12 protein-coding genes and 4 tRNA genes are annotated in these 20,136 nt (G+C 59.1%); 3 read left to right on the top strand and 13 right to left on the bottom strand.

The window, feature by feature from the left end; translation table 11 throughout:
* Positions 1-1,495: 1,495 nt before the first annotated feature.
* The 8 genes from add to obgE all read right to left on the bottom strand — a co-directional run bounded on the left by add (position 1,496) and on the right by obgE (position 8,763).
* Positions 1,496-2,512, bottom strand: coding sequence for an adenosine deaminase (add, locus tag AC3B5A_RS07500; RefSeq protein ID WP_489760303.1), 1,017 nt, complete (start codon positions 2,510-2,512; stop codon positions 1,496-1,498).
* A 528-nt stretch (positions 2,513-3,040) separates the two neighbouring features.
* Positions 3,041-3,958, bottom strand: a complete 918-nt coding sequence (gene nusG / locus AC3B5A_RS07495; protein ID WP_489760304.1) for a transcription termination/antitermination protein NusG — start codon at positions 3,956-3,958, stop codon at positions 3,041-3,043.
* Between the two features lie 48 nt (positions 3,959-4,006).
* The gene (secE, locus tag AC3B5A_RS07490; protein ID WP_489800021.1) at positions 4,007-4,231 is read right to left on the bottom strand and encodes a preprotein translocase subunit SecE; all 225 of its coding nucleotides are present in this window, start codon (positions 4,229-4,231) and stop codon (positions 4,007-4,009) included.
* A 31-nt stretch (positions 4,232-4,262) separates the two neighbouring features.
* A tRNA-Trp gene (locus AC3B5A_RS07485) sits at positions 4,263-4,338 on the bottom strand.
* Entirely contained in the window at positions 4,337-4,465 is a 129-nt protein-coding gene (locus tag AC3B5A_RS07480) for a hypothetical protein (protein WP_489760306.1), read from the bottom strand. Before AC3B5A_RS07480 ends, AC3B5A_RS07485 begins: the two co-directional genes overlap by 2 nt.
* A 37-nt stretch (positions 4,466-4,502) precedes the next feature.
* Entirely contained in the window at positions 4,503-5,708 is a 1,206-nt protein-coding gene (locus AC3B5A_RS07475) for a pyridoxal phosphate-dependent aminotransferase (protein ID WP_489760349.1), read from the bottom strand.
* A gap of 221 nt (positions 5,709-5,929) precedes the next feature.
* Positions 5,930-7,060, bottom strand: a complete 1,131-nt coding sequence (gene proB / locus AC3B5A_RS07470) for a glutamate 5-kinase (RefSeq protein WP_489760307.1) — start codon at positions 7,058-7,060, stop codon at positions 5,930-5,932.
* Positions 7,061-7,086: 26 nt separating this feature from the next.
* Positions 7,087-8,763 carry a GTPase ObgE gene (obgE, locus tag AC3B5A_RS07465; RefSeq protein WP_489760308.1) on the bottom strand — a complete coding sequence of 559 codons (1,677 nt, stop codon included), beginning with the start codon at positions 8,761-8,763 and terminating at the stop codon, positions 7,087-7,089.
* Between the two features lie 477 nt (positions 8,764-9,240).
* Here obgE and AC3B5A_RS07460 point away from each other — a divergent pair, with 477 nt between their 5' ends.
* The gene (locus tag AC3B5A_RS07460) at positions 9,241-14,334 is read left to right on the top strand and encodes an RCC1 domain-containing protein (RefSeq protein WP_489800020.1); all 5,094 of its coding nucleotides are present in this window, start codon (positions 9,241-9,243) and stop codon (positions 14,332-14,334) included.
* Between the two features lie 402 nt (positions 14,335-14,736).
* On the opposite strand, the gene rpmA is transcribed toward AC3B5A_RS07460, so the two are convergent.
* The 5 genes from rpmA to trmB all read right to left on the bottom strand — a co-directional run bounded on the left by rpmA (position 14,737) and on the right by trmB (position 19,777).
* The gene (rpmA, locus tag AC3B5A_RS07455; protein WP_489760310.1) at positions 14,737-14,991 is read right to left on the bottom strand and encodes a 50S ribosomal protein L27; all 255 of its coding nucleotides are present in this window, start codon (positions 14,989-14,991) and stop codon (positions 14,737-14,739) included.
* Positions 14,992-15,062: 71 nt separating this feature from the next.
* Positions 15,063-15,371, bottom strand: a complete 309-nt coding sequence (gene rplU / locus AC3B5A_RS07450) for a 50S ribosomal protein L21 (RefSeq protein WP_489760311.1) — start codon at positions 15,369-15,371, stop codon at positions 15,063-15,065.
* A 125-nt stretch (positions 15,372-15,496) separates the two neighbouring features.
* On the bottom strand, positions 15,497-18,403 hold the full coding sequence (locus AC3B5A_RS07445; protein ID WP_489800019.1) for an Rne/Rng family ribonuclease: 2,907 nt from the start codon (positions 18,401-18,403) through the stop codon (positions 15,497-15,499).
* 298 nt (positions 18,404-18,701) lie between these two features.
* Positions 18,702-18,773: transfer RNA gene (locus tag AC3B5A_RS07440), tRNA-Glu, on the bottom strand.
* A gap of 122 nt (positions 18,774-18,895) precedes the next feature.
* Positions 18,896-19,777 (bottom strand): tRNA (guanosine(46)-N7)-methyltransferase TrmB, encoded by an 882-nt coding sequence (trmB, locus tag AC3B5A_RS07435; RefSeq protein ID WP_489800018.1) that lies wholly within the window; start codon positions 19,775-19,777, stop codon positions 18,896-18,898.
* Between the two features lie 114 nt (positions 19,778-19,891).
* Between trmB and AC3B5A_RS07430 the strand changes: the two genes are divergently transcribed.
* Both AC3B5A_RS07430 and AC3B5A_RS07425 read left to right on the top strand, forming a co-directional pair.
* Positions 19,892-19,965, top strand: a tRNA-Asp gene (locus AC3B5A_RS07430).
* Positions 19,966-20,006: 41 nt separating this feature from the next.
* Positions 20,007-20,082 (top strand) — tRNA-Phe (locus AC3B5A_RS07425).
* Positions 20,083-20,136 lie beyond the last annotated feature (54 nt).

Raw genomic sequence — 20,136 nt, 5'->3', positions numbered from 1 at the left:
GCCCTGACCTGACCAGACCGTACCCATCTTCCGCAATAAACCACCAAACCGGGTACGGTACGGCCACCAACCCCCCCCACCTTCATGACCAAACCGTACCCACAAACCACCACAACCACCACAGCAGGTACGATACGGTCTCCAAACCCAACCTTCACAAACAAGCCATGTCCACAATTCGGATATCACACATCAAACGGGTACATTTCGGTCAATATCACACCCTTACTTGACCAAACCGTACCCATCTTCAGAAACAAACCACAAAACAGGTACAATCCGGCCACAATACCACGCATCGCACCAGACACCAGCCCCTACCGCGCACCCAACGCAACAAACCCGACGCTCACACCAACTCAGCGACGGTTCGGTTGCACACTCCGCACCAAACGCAACAAACCCGACGCTCAACTTCATCTGGCGACGGTTTTGTTGCGTTAGTACTCCATCCGCTTGGATCTCACTATGCCATACGATCACACACCCACACCAAACGCAACAAAACCGTCACTCACCCCCGCTCAGCGACGGTTTAGGTGCGTATCACTCGCCTCACGCAACAAACCCGACGCTCAACTTCATCTGGCGACGGTTTTGTTGCGTTAGTACTCCATCCGCTTGGATCTCGCTATGCTATACGCATCACACACCCACACCAAACGCAACACAACCGACGCTAGTATTCATTCAACGTCGGTTTGAGTGCGCATCACTCACCAAACGCAACACAACCGACGTTCAGGTTTGAGCAGTAACTGTTGGTTCCGTTGCATCACTGTATCCTCGCGTACCCGAATCGACACTCGAACTTGTTAAGCGACGGTTTAGTAGCACATCGCTCGCCTCACGCAACACAACCGTCACCCACACCGCCTCAGCGACGGGTTGGGTGCACGGCACTCACCCTGCGCAACAGAAGCGACGCTCACACCAGCTCAACGTCGGTTCAGTTGCACACTCCGCACCCAACGCAACAAACCCGACGCTAGTATTCCTTCAGCGACGGTCCGGTTGCGCAGCGCTCATCAAACGCAACAAACCCGACGCTCACACTGGCTCAGCGACGGGTTGGGTGCACGGCACTCACCCTGCGCAACAGAACCGACGCTCACTCCAACTCAACGACGGGCTGGGTGCGCACTCTGCTCCTAACTCACCCAGCTCAGCAAACGCACCACATACGAACAGACCTCGCCTATCAGCTAGGCGAGGTCTGGTGCAACATCGAGCTGGTCCTAACACAGTTGCGCAGCAACATAGCCACGGTTACACAAATATAGTGTCACACAACCACGCGGTCGCACAGCCCACGGTCATGCGGTTGCACGGTCACACAACCCACGGTCATGCGGTTGCACGGTCACACAACCCACGGTCATGCAGTTGCACAGTCACGCAGTTGCACGGTCACACAACCACGCGGTCACGCAGCCCACGGTTATGCGGTTGCACGGTCTGCAGCCCACAGCTACGCAGCTACACGGACGAGCAGTTACACAGCTGCGGCCATGAAATCGTCAATTTGCTTGAGATATTCAGCCTTACGTTCCTCGCTGATCCACGAGGTCTCGAACGAGTTGCGCGCCAACTGTGCCAACTCCTCCTTACTGAAGCCGTGCTCCTGCCCCAGCAGCAGGTAGTTGTCGGCAATGTAGCCGCCGAAGTAGGCAGGATCGTCAGAATGTATGCTGATCTTCACACCTTCGTTAAGCAGTTCGCGAATCTCCTTGGACTTGCAGTTCTGCGGGCAGATGAAGCTGTTGGAAATCGGGCAGCTAGTGAAGCCCGTGCCTTTGGCCTTGGCAAAGGCAACCAAATCCGGGTTCTCCACAATGTTGGTGCCGTGATCGATGCGCTCCACCTCGATGATTTCCAACGCCTGCTTGATGTGATCGATGGAATCCACCTGATCGATGTCGCAGTGCATGGTGATGTGGTAGCCCTGCGCCACACCGTCTGCAAACTGCGTTGCGAATTTGAGCGGCGGATGATGATGCTCGTCGGAGTCAAGCCCCAGCCCCAAGATACGGTCACGGTACGGTTCAGCCTCAGCCAGCGTGCGGCGCGCGGATTCCTTGGACATATCGCGCAGGAAGCACATGACCAGCTGGGCGTCCACCGCATCGCAATCGTCGATGGCACGCAGCAAACCGTCAATCACCGTGTTGAAGGCGACACCACGGCTAGTGTGCGCTTGCGGGTCGAAGAAAATCTCGGCGTGCTTGACGCCGTTGGCCTGCGCGCGGGTGAGGTATGCCGTCATGAGATCGTAGAAATCCTGCTCGGTCTGCAGCACATTCATGCCGGAGTAGTAGGACGCGAGGAATGAAGGCAAATCGTCAAAGTTGTAAGTGGCGCGAATTTCTTCCACGCTGTTGTATTCAAGCTCAATACCGTTGCGCTGAGCCAGTGCGAGCTTAAGCTCCGGCTCCAGTGTGCCCTCAATATGAACATGAAGCTCAGCTTTGGGCAGGTCGTGAACGAAGGATGGCAATGCTACATCTGACATGAGAATTTCTTTCTGTGATGTGTCAATTGTGTGTAAATTGCATCACTATTATATCAATTTCGTGCCCACAAACGCTGCTGCGAGGCGGAGCTGCAGAGGCGCAGCGGTGAGGAGGAGCGGTGCACGAACCGGAGCGGCGGCTGCCCTAGGTCATTCCGGCGAGCCGGCACTCAGCATGCAGCTGGCGGCACTATAGCAAGAACGACTTCGGTACGTGATGACGAAACCACCCTTAACGCATAGTCAGCGGTGACTTCGCCATCATCCGCACACCGGCACGCTGCAATTCCACCGAGATGCCTGCCCCGAGTATGGGGCAACATAAGCCAGTAGTATGCGAGCAGCACACAAGATGGCTTGCCATCGAACACACGTGGCTCGGTTGCACAAATGCGCACACAGCACAGAACGCAAGACAGCACAGACAGTGCAAACAACGCAACAACACAGATAACGGGTAACTCAGCAACGCAAACGGGCGCCTGCACAAGAAGTGCAAGCGCCCGCTGCTATAAACGTCTGTCGATATCAGGCAATCTTCTCGACCTGATCGAAGCCCAGCTCCACAGGCGTGTCTCGGCCGAAGATGGAAACCAGCACGGTGAGCTTCTGCGTGGTGGGCTCCACACCCGAAACCACAGCCGCCATCGTGGCGAAAGGACCGTCAGTAACCGTGACCTGGTCGCCCACAGCATAAGAGACCTCAAGCGTACGCTTCTTGGCTGCGGCAGGCTTGTCGCCAGCCTCCTTGAGCGCCTGGGAGGAAATCATCGGAGCCATCATCTCCACGACTTCCTTGCGGGTCAGCGGCGCCGGCTCCTTGCTGGGGCCTACAAAGCCGGTCACACCCTCGGTCTCACGCACAATGCGGCGTGCATCGTCGTCGGGGTACATGCGGATGAGCACATAGCCTGGCACACGCACACGCGTGATGACCTTCTTGCCCTTATCCGTATGTTTCTCCACTTCCTCAAGCGGCACCTCGACCTGGAAAATCTTGTCTTCCAGACCGTAGCTTTGAATACGGGACTCCACGTTGGTCTTCACACGCTTCTCATACCCGGAGTAGGTGTGCAGCACATACCATTTGCCTTCGAGACCGCGCAGGCTCTTGGAGAACTCCTCAATGGCCAAGGCTCCGGCATCCGTTCCCGCAGGTGTCTCCTGCTTGGCAGCATCGGCATCTTCCGCTTGCGGTTCATCGCCTTTGCCTGCATCGGAGGATTCTTCTGTGCCTTCCTCAGACGCGCCTGACTGAGACAGCGCAGCCGAATCGGCATCGACACCGTCATCAGCGTTGTCACCGCCCATGTTCAGTGCCTGCGCCATCACCTCGTCGGCACTTTCACTGGCCCGAGCTTCGGCCTCTGCATCTGCGGAACTACCCTCGCTCATCGGAATATCCGGCAGAGCATCGAGGTTCTCGAGATTGACTTCTTCATTCATGCTATTCGTCACCTTTTCGTTACACGGTCAACGACCTGGCGCTGCAGCTCAGCCGAAAATAAACAGTGTGAGCTTGCCGAGCCCGAGATCCATCAGCGAAACCACGACCATAAGGATGAACACGAAAACGGACACTGCCACAGACCATCCGGCGAGCTCCTTACCGGTGGGGGTGACCACCTTGCGCAGCTCGTCAATGCACTGACGGATGAACAGGCCGATGCGCATGAAAATGTTTGGCTTGCCATTGTTCGGTTTTTTTGCCTTAGCCATTTCCATCCTTCGTCTTGGGTTTCGCATTGCGTGGCAGGGAAGGCGGGACTCGAACCCACAACCTACGGTTTTGGAGACCGTTGCGCTACCAATTGCGCCACTTCCCTAGGTGAACGTAGTCCAGCGTACCCGAAGCTGGGGACTGCTGGAAATCGCCGAGTCACCACTATAGCGCAGACCGGCACTTTCGTCCAGCGCACTCACGCTCGGCGAGTCACCTCTCACAAGTCCCATCTTGCACTTGATCCATATGCAGCGTGCCGAAAAGCACTCAGCCCACCCACTGCTTGAAACGGCGCATACCTTCAGCCAAGTCATCGTCAGCCAGAGCGTAGGAGAAACGCAGGAATCCGGGAGCACCAAACGCCTCGCCCGGCACAGCCGCCACATGGGCTTCGTCGAGCAATAGAGCAGCAAACTCCGCGGAGGTAGTTGCCACGGAACCGTTCGGCCCCACCGGCTCCCCCAGCAGAGGAGTGATATCAGCGAAAGCGTAGAACGCGCCCATCGGTTCCGGGCAGGTAACACCACGCACGTCACGAAGCGCCGCAACAATGGCCTGCCGACGCCGACCGAATGCCTCTCGCATCTCGTGTGCCGCGTCGAGTGAACCCGATACCGCCGCGAGCGCCGCACGCTGGGAGACGTTCGCCACGTTGGAAGTGAGATGACCTTGGAGTTTGGAGAAGGCTTGGGCGACCGGCGCGGGCGCAATGGCCCACCCCACACGCCAGCCGGTCATAGCGTAGGTTTTTGCCACGCCGTTGAGCACAATGAGCTGATCGCGCACGGGCGGATATACCGCTCCGATGGCGACATTGCTGGCAGTGCCATACGTCAGGTGTTCGTAAATCTCGTCGGAGATGACCCAAACGTGGTGCTCCACAGCCCACCGGGCAATGTTTTCGAGCGTCTCCTGGCTCCATACCGCACCGGTAGGATTGTTGGGAGAGTTGACGATGATGGCTTTGGTGCGCCCGGTACGCGCAGCCTCGATAGCTTCCACACTCGGCTCAAACCCTTGCTCTGCCGGAGCGAACACCGGAACCGGCTTGGCTCCGGCCAACTTCACCGCTTCTGGATAAGAGGTCCAATATGGGGCGGGAATGATGACCTCATCTCCAGGATTAAGCAACACCTGCATGGTTTCATATACCGCCTGCTTGCCGCCGTTGGTCACGACCACCTGACTGGCTTCAACCTCATATCCCGAGTCTCTGAGCGTTTTAGCCGCAATCGCCTCCCGCAGCTCAGGCAGCCCGGCGGTAGGCGTGTAGCGATGATTTTTAGGATCCCGGCACGCAGCCACAGCAGCTTGCACCACATATTCGGGGGTGGGAAAGTTGGGTTCACCAGCACCAAAGCCAATGACGTCAACCCCTGCGGCTTTCATCGCTTTTGCTTTGGAGTCCACGGCGAGGGTGGCGCTCGGCGTCACCTCGTTGATGCGTTCACTTAATACTTGCCAGTCTGCCATAGTCATGGATTCGATTCTACGGCATGACCGCTCCACAGACCATCTTGGTCTCACCAATCGGTGGCATCACCAGCAATCTGATAATCTGGCAAACCAGCAATCCACGCATACCATGGCTCACGCCGCACACAACACGCACGATGCCCGCAACGTGATTGCAGCACGGCAATCACCACGTTCGCCGTCTAAACCGTCTAGACCGTCTAAACCGCCGTCACCGTCTACACCAGCACGAGATTGTCCCGATGCACGAGCGGGTGAGCGTACCCTTCACCCAGCAACCTGCTGAGTTGAGCAGTGGTGCGTCCCAGCGTGCGCGGAACCTCCTCCGAGTCGAAATCACAAACTCCCCTCGCTAAGTGATGCCGCTGTTCGTCGTCGATCCACACGATGTCACCAGAGGAGAAGTCACCGTGAACCTCCAGCACTCCGGCAGACAACAGACTCGCTTTTCCGGAAAGCACCGCCTGCGCGGCACCGGCGTCTGCCACAAGAGCCCCCCTCGGGCTCGAGGCATAGCCGATCCACAAGCGTTTGGACGAGTCCCGATGCGATGTGGGCGCAAAGGCCGTACCGACCCGCTCCCCGGCGAGCGCCCTGCCGGCGTTGGCGGCACTGGTGAGCACCACAGCAATACCGGAGGCACAGGCTACGCGGGCAGCTTCGAGTTTGGTAACCATGCCACCTGTGCCCAGTCCCGATGTACTGCCGGAAATGGTGACGCGCTGCCCGGCCGACTCGGCGTCCGCCACAAATCCGATACGCTCAGCGCCGGGGCTTGAAGGCGGTGCCGTGTACAGGCCGTCCACATCGGTGAGCAGCACCAAGGCGTCAGCACGCGTCAGATTGGCCACCAGAGAGGAGAGGCGATCGTTGTCCCCGAAGCGAATCTCATTGCTGGCGAGCGCATCGTTCTCGTTGACGATAGGCACCACGCCCAGGCCGAGCAAACGGTCGAACGTGCGCTGCAGGTTGCGGTACCGCGAAGCTTGTGCGGTATCGCTGGCGGTGAGCAGAATCTGCCCGACGCGTACGCCGGCACTGGCGAACGCTCGCTCGTAATGCGCCATCAGCAGCCCCTGCCCCACCGAGGCGGCCGCCTGACTGGTGGACACGTCTTGCGGGCGAGTATCGAAACCGAGCGGCCCGAAACCTGCGGCGATGGCGCCCGAGGAGACCAGCACCACATGGGTGCCGCGTTCACGCGCCTGCACCAACGCCTGCACCAAGGCTTCAAGACGAGCCACGTCAAGGTGACCGGAAGGCAAGGTGAGCGAACTGGACCCTACCTTGACCACCACGGTTTCGGCATGCGCCACCGCTTGCCGTACCTCTTGCTCCCGCTCATTCACCGCTGTTCCTTCTTTACGCTTTACTGTTACTCGTCGCGGTCCGCTTCGTGCCCGCCGAGAATGGCCTGCTCGTCGTGGCGATCGTCGTCTATGCGCGGGTCTGCCCAATGCCCTGCGGCACGTTCCTGATGCATGGCCAAACGTACCGCGGTCTTGGCGTCCATCATCTCGTGATATTCACGGCGGCGTTCGGTGTTCGTACGCCGGTGGGCACGACTGTCTTCACCGTCTTCAAGGCGAAGGTCCTTGCCGCGGGCACCCAGCTGCGTGCCGTCCAGCATTTCCGCGCCTGCAGCGATGGTCGGATCCCAGTCGAAGGCCATGTAGTCGTCACCTTCTCCGATACGAACCTCGTCCCCGGGACGGGCACCGGCGTGACGCAGCGCGTCTTCCACACCCAGACCGGCCAAGCGGTCAGCCAAGTAGCCGACTGCCTCATCGTTGTCGAAGTTGGTCTGACGCACCCAGCGTTCCGGCTTGCGCCCGGTGACGCGGAACCATACATCACCGGCACGGTTCGTCTCGCGTTCCACGTGGAAGTCTCCCGAACCTCCACGCTCATCGTCCCTTCTGCGACGGCGCCGAGGCTCTTCGAGCGGCTTGATCAGCACACGCTCATCGTCCTCCTGCTGCTCTTGCGCCAAGCGTTCGCGCAGTTCGGTCACCATTTTGCCCAGTGCCCAGCCCAACTCATCCATGCCTTCATGGCTGACCGTGGAGATGATGAACACCGGCAGGCCGAGCTTCTCGAACTCCGGTTTGACGAACTGTGCGAGCTCTTTGGCCTCAGGCACATCGGTCTTGTTGAGAATGACGATGCGCGGGCGCTCGGCGATGGGAATGACACCCAACGGCAGCTTGAGCTGAGACGCGTAGAGCGACAGCTCCTTCTCCAATGCCAGATAGTCCGACATCGGGTCGCGGCCGGCCTCCAGCGTGGCGCAGTCGATGACATGGGCGATGACCTCGGTGCGCTCGATGTGGCGCAGGAACTCCAACCCCAAGCCCTTGCCGGTTGAGGCACCGGGAATCAGACCGGGCACGTCGGCGATGGTGTAACGGTATTCGTCACGGTTCACCACGCCGAGGTTCGGCACCAAAGTGGTGAACGGATAGTCGGCGATTTTCGGCTTGGCGGAACTCATGGCAGCCACCAGGCTCGACTTGCCGGCCGAGGGGAAGCCCACCAGCGCCACGTCGGCAATGGATTTGAGTTCCAGAATCACGTCTCGTTCCTGACCGGGCTCGCCGAGCAAAGCGAAGCCGGGTGCGCGGCGCGTCTTGCTCGCCAACGCGGCATTGCCCAAACCGCCCATACCACCATGGGCAGCTACGAACCGGTCGCCCTCATGGCGCAGATCGGCCAGCTGACGCCCGGGGTGTTTGCTCTCGCCCACCTGGCCTTTGGCTTCGAAAATCACCGTCCCCGGCGGAACCGGCAACACGACGTCCTTGCCCTTTGAACCGTCCTTGGTGTCGCCCAAGCCCATGGTGCCACTGTCTGCCGTGCGATGAGGCACGAAACGGTAGTCCAGCAGGCTGTTGGCGTTGGCGCTGGCCTCGAAGATCACCGAACCGCCGTCACCGCCGTTGCCGCCGTTGGGGCCGGCAAGCGGCTTGTATTTCTCACGCTTGATACCGGCGGAACCGTTGCCGCCATCGCCGCCCTTGACATGGACGGTGACCCTATCTACAAAATCCACGACAATAATCCCCTCGAAGTAGTCCTATGGGCACTCGCCGCGAAATAACGCTCTTCGTCTATGCAAACGCACCCAGTCATCCGTAATGCTCGTCATTATACGGCGTAGCACGAATCGGTGTCACCGCAAGCATAAGACGCGTGCATGGTTCGCACTCTGCCGGCGAGTGGCTTCCTATATTACCGGCCGCAAACATCTATCGTCGTATCAGCATCTATTGTCGCATCATTCACAGTTCACACAACGCAAGGCGCCCGCCTGCAATACGCAATAGCCGCATCATCGCAGGGAAATCGCGGAAGTCGCCTCACATTCCGTCACATACCCTTTCTACAGAAATGAGACGCACAACACAGAGTCCTTGCACATAACTCCTCTTAATGCCTAGACATCTAACCTAATATTGTTTAATAAGTTTAGCATCTTGGATCATCCGGCACCACGCCTGTAGCGCACGGCGCCATGAGGAGACCGCGCATGAGCATCCACTACAACAACGCCGGCGGCAGAACGCCCGGGACGCATACAGTGGAGGGTACTACCCACCGCCAACGTATCACCGCCACGATTACCGCAACCGCATTGGCGATAGCCTGCACGGTACTGCTCGTAGCACTTCCCCGGCCAGCCAGGGCCGAGGCGCAGACCGAAACAACCGCTGCGGCACACACTTCCGCACACAGCAATCTCACCCGCTCAGCAAGTTCACAAGGGTTCTCCATCTCCCCCGACCATGGCCCGGATACCGGCGGTACAAGTGCGAATATCACAGTCCCAGAGGTCACATTCGCACATATCAGCGCAGGATTCGTGCATTCTCTTGCCATCGGATCAGACGGTAACATCTATGCCTGGGGATACAACGGCAAACATCAGGCAGACCCCTATTCCGATGCCACAAACATCACACCCACCAAACTGGATACCTCTTCTCTCCCTGCAGGCATCAAATTCAGTCAAATCAGCGGAGGAGGAAGCCATTCTCTGGCAATCAGCACCGACGGCAACACCTACGCCTGGGGAGCCAACAACACCGGGCAACTTGGAGTAGGAAACAGCGATCCGCACAAAATCGTTCAAGTGCAAACCGGTGGTATGCACTACACGCAAATCAGCGCAGGGAACGGATTCTCACTAGCCCTCGGAACCGACGGCAACATCTACGCCTGGGGCTGGAACAACTACGGACAACTCGGCACCGGAGACACCACCGACCACTACACACCCACACGCATCAATACTGAGGCACTTCCCGCAGGAACCACCTTCACCGCAATCAGCGCCAGTTGCTCCGGCGACTCGCTAGCCCTCAGCACAGACGGCACCATCTATGCCTGGGGCTCGAACACCTACGGACAACTCGGCACCGGAGACACCACCGACCACTACACACCCACTCCAGTGGCTGACATCGGCGTCAGATTCACACACATCAGTGCAGGATTCACCCACTCGCTTGCCATCGATACCTACGGCAACGCCTACGGGTGGGGAGGCATGAACGGATTCGGACAGATTGGCACCGGAGATAGAAACGACCATTACACACCCACCCGCATCAACACCTCGCAAATGCCGGCGGGTGTGGGTTTTGCCGACATTAATGCAGGAAGTTTCACATCTCTGGCTCTCGGCACTGACAAACAAGTCTACGCATGGGGAGACAACGAAAGCGGGGAACTCGGCACCGGAGACACCACCAGCCGCTACGTCCCCACCGCGGTACGCAACCTTGGTAACTCAAACACACAAATAAGCCTGAAAGGCTCCCATTGCCTTAATCTCGACGCCTACGGATACGCCAGTACTTGGGGGAACAATGAGCAAGATCAGCTTGGCAATGGAAACACCACGAACAGCGACCTCCCCTACAGCCTCCCAATGCTCGAAGTACCCCAGCTCACCAGTGTCAGCTTTGACGGGATTCCCGGCACATCATTGAGCCGCAATACCGACACGACCTGGTACGTCACCACGCCTCCGCACCAGGCAGGAACAGCGACAGTGAACATCGCATGGAGCTTACGGAACGTAAGCCAGACACCAATCAGTCTCGACTACACCTATTACCACGACCATCACATGCTTATTTACGATCTCCAAGGCGGAACCACGCCCGCCTCACTACCCAACGGAATCACACCATGCTCCGGCAACACTAGCCAACTGTGTCACGCCGTGAAAAAAGGAACCAGCGCAGCCACCGCTTTCATACTGCCCACCAAAAGCGGCCAACACTTCGACGGCTGGTACACATCCGGATCGCACGCCCCATTCGACTTCTCCCAGCCACTCACCACCAACACCACCATCGAAGCCCACTGGAGCCCCGACTGGATCACCGCCAAACCAAACCCCACGCACGGATCTGATACCGGCGGTACACGAATAACGCTCACTGCACCACCCGCCATCAAGTTCTCCCACATCAGCGCAGGAGCAGGATTCTCACTAGCTCTCAGCTCAGACGGCAACATCTGGGCATGGGGCAACAACGCGTACGGCCAACTCGGCACAGGCGACACCGCCCAGCACAACACACCAACCCAAGTACACACGCCAAACGGCGTCACGTTCACCTCCGTCAGCGCAGGCTCCGACTTCGCCCTCGCCCTCAGCTCCGACGGCAACATCTATGCCTGGGGAGACAACGCCCACGGCCAACTCGGAGACAACACCACCACCAACCGCAACGCACCGACTCACGTCCAAACGCCCAACGGCATCACCTTCACCACCGTCAGCGCAGGCTCCGACTTCGCCCTCGCCCTCAGCGCAGACGGCAACATCTGGGCATGGGGCGATAACACCCATGGCCAACTCAGCAACGGCGACACAGGAGTTACCGTAAATTCCCGACCTTCGAAAATCATCGGCTTCTTCCAGCTCGAAGATGTCACCTTCACCTCCATCAGCGCAGGAACCAGCCACAGTCTGGCAATCGGCAGCGATGGCAACATCTACGCCTGGGGTGACGGCAGCCGTGGCGAAATCGGCGACGGTGACACAACAGGTATCACTACGGCGATTCCCGTCACGTCATCAGACGGCGACCCCTTCACTTCCGTCAGCGCAGGAAACTGCTTCTCCCTTGCCACCAGATCCGACGGCACCACTTGGGTATGGGGTGCCAACAACTTCGACCAGCTCGGCACCGCAGACACCATCGATCGCAGCACTCCCACCAAGCTGACAGACATACAAGCAGGAATCAGCTTCACCGCCGTCAGCGCAGGCCAGTGGCAGTCCCTGGCTCTCGGCAGCGACGGCAACACCTACGCCTGGGGCTGGAACGCCTACGGGCAGCTCGGCGACGGCACCACCACCAGCAGATCCACGCCCGTGCAGGTCTACAGCAACGGCGTCAAATTCACGCAAATCAGTTCGGGACAATACCACAGTGCCGCCATCGGATCAGACGGCAACACCTGGGATTGGGGAGACAACCAATTCAGCCAACTCGCCGACGGCACCACCACCAACCGCTCCGCACCCGTCACCGCAGCAACGCCCACACCCCGCCCCACGCGCGTCACCTTTGGAGGAGCCACAGGTTCCGTCTCCACGCCAAACACCAGCGACACCACATGGACTCTCACCACACCGGCCCATACAGCCGGCACCGTGCCGATGAACGTTGAATGGGAGCTCGGCGGCGCAGCCCAACCACCGGCCACGTTCAGCTTCACCTATGAACTCACACACAAACTCACCTACGATCCCAAGGGCGGGACCATGCCTACAGCCCTACCCTCCGGAATCGTGCCATGCTCCGGCAAAGCAGGCCTGTGGTGCCACACCATACAAGACGGCGCGTCAGCAGCCACCGCTTTTATCTCCCCTGCCAAAGCCGGCCAGCACTTTGACGGCTGGTACCAAACCGGATCGAACACACCATTCGACTTCTCAGCACCGCTGAGCGCCGACACAACGCTGCAAGCCCACTGGAGCCACGACTGGGCCGTCACCGGAACCGTTCCGGCACGTGTCCCCAATACCGGAGACACCCCGATAACCCTCGCCCCACCAAACGGCGTCAGGTTCTCCCACATCAGCGCAGGAGCAGGATTCTCACTGGCACTCGGGTCCGACGGCAACACCTATGCATGGGGCAACAATGCCCAAGGCCAGCTAGGCACCGGCACCAGCGACAAGGCCAAACACACCACACCCGCCAAAGTTCAGACACCTTCGGGAGTCACATTCACCTCCGTCAGCGCAGGGTCAGACTTCGCCATCGCCATAGGCTCCGACGGCAACACCTACGCCTGGGGCAACAACAACCACGGCCAACTCGGCACCGCAGACACCGCCAACCACAACACGCCGACCCAAGTATGCACGCCCAACGGCGTCATGTTCACCTCGGTCAGTGCAGGGTCAGACTTCGCCATCGCCATAGGCTCCGACGGCAACACCTACGCTTGGGGCAACAACGGCAGCGGACAGCTCGGCACCGGCACCAGCGATGCCGACAGCCACGACACACCCGACAGAGTAGACGCCTCCGGCCTTGCCGATGGTGCGACTTTTGTCCATTTGAGCGCCGGAAGCACCCACTGCCTGGCCCTTGACTCAGCAGGCAATGCTTGGGCTTGGGGAAACAACAACAAGGGCGAGCTCGGCACCGCAGACACCGTCCAGCGCAACGCGCCCACCAAGGTGCAGATGCCTGCAGGGATCACATTCTCCCAAGTCAGCGCCGGATATTACTTCTCCGACGCCATCGGCACCAACGGCCGCGTCTATGCCTGGGGCCACAACGCCTACTACCAGCTTGGGGACGCCACCTCCACCGACCGCCACACACCCGTGGCCGTCAGCACCGTGAACCTTCCGGCAGGCATCAAGTTCACGCATGTGGCGGCCGGGAACTACCACACGCTCGCACTCGCCTCTAACGGCAATGCCTGGGCATGGGGCAACAACGGCAACGGGCAGCTCGGCACCAGTACCGGCAACGCGGCGGCACCGGCACTGGTCAAGGCTCCGGCAGGCGTCACCTTCACTCAACTCAGCGCAGGACAATATCACAGTGCCGCCATCGGATCTGACGGCAACACCTACACCTGGGGAGCCAACGGCGACGGCCAGCTCGGCACCGGGAGCACCTCCGGCACGGGAACGCCCGTCACCATGTCACTGCCCGCACCCCAGCCCGCTCTCCTCACCTTTGGAGACAAGTCCGGCACCGCGTTCAGCAGGACACAGGACGGCAACTGGACCGTCAACACGCCGGCCCATGCGCCGGGCACGGTCAACATGACGCTGCAATGGACAGAGGCTAATGGCGCTAAGAAAACCTCAAACCTCGGCAAGCTCAGCTATTTCCCGGTAACCACCACATTGCCAGCCACCGGCGGGAAGTATTTCTACGCAGGTCTCGCCCTGTTCATCCTCTTCTGCGCTCTCGTCTTGGCTATGCTGATGCGCCGGATCAGACATATGCAGCTGGGGGCGGCACCGGTCCATGCTGTGCGGACACCCACGATGCATCATCGTCCAGTAAACCACCGAAATGGGCACGGGCGCGGATATGGGCACGGACACGGGCGTCACCGCATCCGTTGACCCTGTGCCGAAGCGTCCGCGGATATGGGCATGGGTGCCATCGCGGCCGTTGAGCCTATGCCGAACAGCCTCGGAGAGCGGCGGTACCTTGCGTGTTGTCAGTGTGACGTCGTAACAACAACGTCACACTGTTACAGCAGACAGCCATACACCTTCACATCGCCAACCCGCAAATCATTGCAGATGTTATCGGCACCGCCTCATCGTTGAGGTCACGCAGGCACGCAAGCACGGCAGTGGCCGACAGAAACGCAGTGGCAGACCGACACGACATCACGATAGACAAGCGCGCGCAGTCTACTGCACTTAAGCTCCCGCACCGGTACAACGTGTCTAAGGCATGCAAAAGGCCGCACCCCCTGCTTGGAGAGATGCGGCCTGAGCTTAAACTTTCGCTAACGCCTACTCAGCGGTAACGACGTCAACCACCTTGCGGTCGCGACGCACGCCGAACTTCACGTTGCCGTCGGACAGAGCGAACAAGGTGTGATCCTTGCCAACGCCGACGTTGCGGCCTGCGTGGAACTTGGTGCCACGCTGACGGACGATGATGTTGCCGGCCACGACGGACTCGCCGCCGAACTTCTTTACGCCGAGGTATTGAGGCCCTGAATCGCGACCGTTACGAGACGCGGACGCACCCTTCTTGTGTGCCATGGTATTTCCTTTCGGTTCTCTATACGTTCATCGGCCGCTGTGCGCGACCTAAGTTTGAAACTGCGCTGAAATCAGGCGATGGCCGTGATCTTCAGAATGGACAGCGGCTGGCGGTGACCCTTGCGACGAGCAACGCCGGTCTTGTTCTTGAACTTCTGGATGTTGATCTTCGGGCCCTTGGCCTCATCGTTGACCACTTCGGCCTTGACGGACATCTTCGCCAAATCCTTGGCAGCCAAGGTCACCTTGGCGCCATCAACCACGAGCGCGACCGGGAACTCCACAGTCTCGCCCTTCTTTGCCTTGAGACGGTTGACCAAGATGGTGTCACCGACCTCGACCTTCTCCTGATGGCCGCCGGCCTTCACAATCGCGTACATATCCCATTCCTTGCTATTCGTAAAAGCATATTGCCCGGCACGACTGAGCCTCGCGGCCAGACACTAGCTCATAAGTGTACACCGTCCCCGGTACTAACTTTCACCAGTACCGGGGCGCGTTTCACTCAGTCTTCTTCCGACTCCTCAAAACCCGATGCAGAAGCACCGACCGCAACATCGTCGCTCTCGCTTTCATCGTCCCCTGCAGCAACAGCCGCAGCGGCAATTTGAGCCAGCTTGGCCTTCACCGAGGCACTCGACCCTTGAGGAGCCTGCACTTCAGGGGCACCGTGACCATGCTTGTTGGTCTTGACGAACGGATCTCCACCCTTGAGTGCGTAGGGATCAGCGTAATCCGCGGAGACTGTAGGCTCATCGTGCAGGATGAACCCGCGGCCCTTGCACGTGGGGCATTCCTCGGAGAACGCCTCAACCAGCCCCTGCCCCACACGCTTACGTGTCATCTGCACCAAGCCGAGCGAGGTGACCTCAGCCACCTGATGCTTGGTGTGGTCGCGAGCCAGGCACTCCATAAGACGGCGCAGCACCAGGTCACGGTTGGCCGGCATCACCATATCGACGTAATCGATCATGATCATGCCGCCGATGTCACGCAGGCGCAGCTGGCGGGCGATCTCCTCGCTGGCCTCCAGATTGCAACGCGTCACCGTCTCCTCAAGCGACTTGCCCTTGCCGATGAACCGTCCGGTGTTCACGTCAATGGTGGTCATGGCTTCGGTGCGGTCGATCACGATCGAGCCGCCGGAAGGCAAGTACACTTGGCGCTCCATGCCCTTGCGCAGCTGGGAGTCAATCTGCCACTTGTCGAACACGTCCTTGCCTTCGTGCTCTTCAGGATCCCAACGTTCCAGTCTGTCCTCAAGGTCCGGAGCCATGGTATTGAGGTATTCCTCGATGCGAGAATATACCTCGTCTCCCTCCACGATCATCTTGGAGAAATCGTCGTTGAAAATGTCACGCACCACACGGATTGCGACATCAGGTTCACCCTGCAGCAGCTTGGCCCGCTTGCCGTGGCGGAACTCCTCACGCCTCTGCTCAATCTGCTCCCACTGGCGTTCCAGCGTCTGCAAATCGTGTTCCAACGCCTCTTCGCTGGCCCCCTCGGCGGCGGTGCGAATAATCACGCCCATGCCCTTCGGCCCGATGCGAGAAACAATGGACTTCAGCCTGGTGCGCTCCTTCTCAGGCAGCTTGCGGCTCACACCCGTCATGCCGCCTGACGGTACCAGCACCAGGAAACGGCCAGCCAAAGTAATCTGCGACGTCAAGCGCGGACCTTTGTGCCCGATCGGATCCTTGGTGACCTGCACCAGCACCGGATCGCCGGACTTGAATGCCAGTTCGATGCGGCGCGGCTGCCCCTCCAAACGTGTGGAATCCCAGTTCACTTCACCGGCATACAGCACACCGTTGCGCGCCTGACCGATGTCGACGAATGCCGCCTCCATGCTGGGAAGCACATTCTGCACACGGCCAAGGTAGATGTTGCCTACCGTGGAAACCTCTTGGATATCGGAGACGTAATGTTCCACCAACACGTTGTCTTCGATAACGGAAATCTGGGTGTGCTGCCCCTTCTCACGCACCACCATGAGACGTTCCACGTTCTCGCGGCGTGCCAAGAAGTCCTGTTCCATGATCTGACTCTGCCGGTTACGCTCACGGCGGTTGTCCTTGCGACGCTGCTTCTTGGCCGCGAGTCTGGTGGAACCTTCGATGTCGGTGATTTCGTCGATGTATTGCTGCTTGCGCGAACGCGTGGAAGAGCCCTGTACGCCTTCACGAGTCCGAGGCTCGCGCTCGTCCCTCTCGTCACGCTCGGTGCGGCGGCGCCGACGACGGCGTGTCAGCGGCTGATCGTCTTCTTCGCTCTCACGATCACGGTCTCGCTGGGAACGTGAACGTACCCGGGAACGGCTCGACGAGCGCTCATCCTGCTCATCATCTCCGTTGTCACGATCATCGCGCTCAGGCTTCGCTTCTCTCGAGAACCTGTCTACATCCTCTGAACGCTCGGCATGCTTGCGCACACGACGGCGAGTTTCACTTGCCGGTTCCTCGTCACGCTCATCTTCGTCACGACGGCTCAAACGGGCGGATTGAGCGCCACGGCCACGCTTCGGCTCACGCTCCGCAGCACGCCTACGGTTCGACGAGTCACGCCCTGTGCCCTCTGTTCGCTCGTTGATGTCGATGAACTCGTCATCATCGCTGAACGGATCGTCAAAATCGCTATCGTCGTCGATACGCACAATGCGGCTGTGCCCGTGACCACGCTTGCCGCGCGCATCGTTGTCGCTGTCGATGTCAATATCAATGTCTTCGACAGCCTCGATTGCGTCCGGGTCAAAGAAGTCTTCTCGGTCGTCATCGAAATCACGGCTACGCGAGTTTCTGCGAGTGCGAGAACCATTGCGGTCTCTGCGGTTGGAGCGGTCCACACGCCCCCCACGTTCGGTGGTACGACTGCGCCGACCGGAGCGTCCGTCACGATCTTCTTCGCGCTCGTCACGGTCATCTCGTTCGTCGTGCTCATCGCGCCGTCCATGACGAGAAGATTCCTCTCGCGCATCGCTGCGCGCGTTGCGATTGTCGCGCTCAGAGCGATTGGAACGGCCGGAACGAGAGCGCGACGTACGTTTTGACGGCTGTTGTGTGCGCGGCGCATCATCACGGTCATCAATGTCGATGAAATCGGCAGCATCGTCATCGTAGTCAATGCTGATGGGGCGATAGTCTATGCGTTCGTCCTCGAGATCCTCTTCGATCTGCTCGACCTCGTCGGCGGCACGACGCTCTTCGGCATTGAGCCTGCGGCGGCGTGAAGGACGCTGCTCGTCCTCGTTCCTCCCGCGGCGCCCCTCGCGTTGCACCTCAAAATCGTCAAGATCAGGAATCACCGGTTCCTGGAAGAGGGAAAATGTCTGACGCTTGGCAGCGGCAGGCTTGGCAATATCGTTCTGTTCCACGGCGTTTTGATCCGCGCCGTCCTGTTTGGTAACGGGCACAATGCTCCTCGCGTCACTCTGCAATGCAACGCTTTTCTTCGGCCTCGGTCTCACGCCGCGTCTCACTCACGACCACGCCAATCGGCGTTCGAGGCACCTTCAAAGTCCTGTAGCTGAAAGCGGACACCGGCCTTGCGGAAAGTCCGCACAAGGGGATCGACGCCATCAGCGTTCGGCGATTTGCAGTATCACCACTGCTCATTATAGGGAACGCGAGGAACAAATTCCGAACACAGCAGAGCCGATATAAACGTGAAAAAGAAAAGGAGATATGCGAACTTGAGAACAGCCCGCGCGGTACCCCCTGAGAGAGTCGAACTCTCGTTGTCAGATTGAAAGTCTGGTGTCCTAACCGTTAGACGAAGGGGGCCAACAACTCAATCAGTCTAAAATACGGCACAGACCAACGGCAAACGGTGTGTTGCGAATTGCGCGACACACCGACAAACACCGCATTTTATATAGCATCGAGCAATTCATGCAACACTCATCTCACTGCGCCACATATTCAAAATCATGAATTACACGGCCCGCTGCAATCCCCTTACGCTCAAAGTTCGTTACCATTCTGCCTTTGAACCGTTCAGACTCAGTAAACAGGGCATGCTCAAGATGCATCGCCTCGTCCACCGTCCCCTTGCCGACGTGCTCCACCGGCAAGGAAACCTGAAGCTCTCCGGCATTTCGAAAATCGCTCCTGCCATCCATCACTTCGTGCACATGCAAAGCATAATCCTCAATATCTGTGGCCAAGCGCCACGAACCGCCATCAACCAAAGCACGGTGTACATGTTCCGCCAAAGCCGGCTGCACAATCCGGCGCTTGTGATGGCGCATCTTGGGCCACGGGTCCGGGAAGAACGTCCACACCTGAGACGCCACCCCCGGCTCAGCCACTGCCATGAGATCGGAGGCGTCCACTTGACAGATGCGCAGGTTACGCAGTCCCAGCTTGCCCGCCATCAGCATGGTGTGCGCCACCCCTTGGTCATACACCTCCAAAGCCAGGAAATTCATATCGGGGTTGCCCTGTGCCGCCGCAACCACGTTCTCCCCCTGTCCCGATCCGATCTCCACTACGAGAGAGTGATCATTGCCCCAAGTATCCCTCACCAACTTGCGGCTCAACGTCACGCCGGGGCGCACGCCGAGTGAACCTGATTCCTGCTCGTCACCCACATTGAGCAGCAAGTCTTCCGCATACCGTTCGCGAGCCCGCTTGAGCCGCTCGTCGATATGGCTCGAGCGCCGCACAAACGACCTCACCGTTTTGCGAGGCGTGCGTTCCTGAGACCCCTGACCTTCGCCTATGCCGGAACCGCCAGTTTCCTGCTGCTGTATATCGGCGCTTTGATGCTGCTGAAGTTCTTCCATAGCAGCCAGTGTATCGAGTCTTGGCGTACAGCCGACACATCGCGACACGCGGGCACTTGCGGATGTCAGAGTTTCGGGTAAGCTTAATCATCGTTGCTTGCGAAAGCGCAACACGGCTCCGTAGCTCAGTTGGTTAGAGCGCCGCCCTGTCACGGCGGAGGTCACCGGTTCAAGTCCGGCCGGAGTCGCTAGGATTTCAATGCCCGGTCTTCCGGGTTTTGTTTTCCATGGCTCTGTAGCTCAGTTGGTAGAGCGAACGACTGAAAATCGTTAGGTCAGCGGATCGACGCCGCTCGGAGCCACCATTCTTCTCTTCTTGTGCAGTGTATTTCCTTTTACGTTCTTCTTGCCTTATGTGA

The sequence above is a fragment of the Bifidobacterium sp. ESL1133 genome (genome assembly GCF_058107325.1).
This window is presented reverse-complemented; position numbering and strand designations above follow the sequence as displayed.

What these genes read in the sequence shown, in the direction of transcription:
- rpmA (WP_489760310.1), bottom strand. Translation starts at nt 14,991, where the DNA reads ATGGCACACAAGAAGGGTGCGTCCGCGTCTCGTAACGGTCGCGATTCA.
- nusG (WP_489760304.1), bottom strand. Translation starts at nt 3,958, where the DNA reads ATGAATGAAGAAGTCAATCTCGAGAACCTCGATGCTCTGCCGGATATT.
- trmB (WP_489800018.1), bottom strand. Translation starts at nt 19,777, where the DNA reads ATGGAAGAACTTCAGCAGCATCAAAGCGCCGATATACAGCAGCAGGAA.
- AC3B5A_RS07480 (WP_489760306.1), bottom strand. Translation starts at nt 4,465, where the DNA reads ATGGGACTTGTGAGAGGTGACTCGCCGAGCGTGAGTGCGCTGGACGAA.
- AC3B5A_RS07460 (WP_489800020.1), top strand. Translation starts at nt 9,241, where the DNA reads ATGAGCATCCACTACAACAACGCCGGCGGCAGAACGCCCGGGACGCAT.
- add (WP_489760303.1), bottom strand. Translation starts at nt 2,512, where the DNA reads ATGTCAGATGTAGCATTGCCATCCTTCGTTCACGACCTGCCCAAAGCT.
- AC3B5A_RS07475 (WP_489760349.1), bottom strand. Translation starts at nt 5,708, where the DNA reads ATGGCAGACTGGCAAGTATTAAGTGAACGCATCAACGAGGTGACGCCG.
- secE (WP_489800021.1), bottom strand. Translation starts at nt 4,231, where the DNA reads ATGGCTAAGGCAAAAAAACCGAACAATGGCAAGCCAAACATTTTCATG.
- rplU (WP_489760311.1), bottom strand. Translation starts at nt 15,371, where the DNA reads ATGTACGCGATTGTGAAGGCCGGCGGCCATCAGGAGAAGGTCGAGGTC.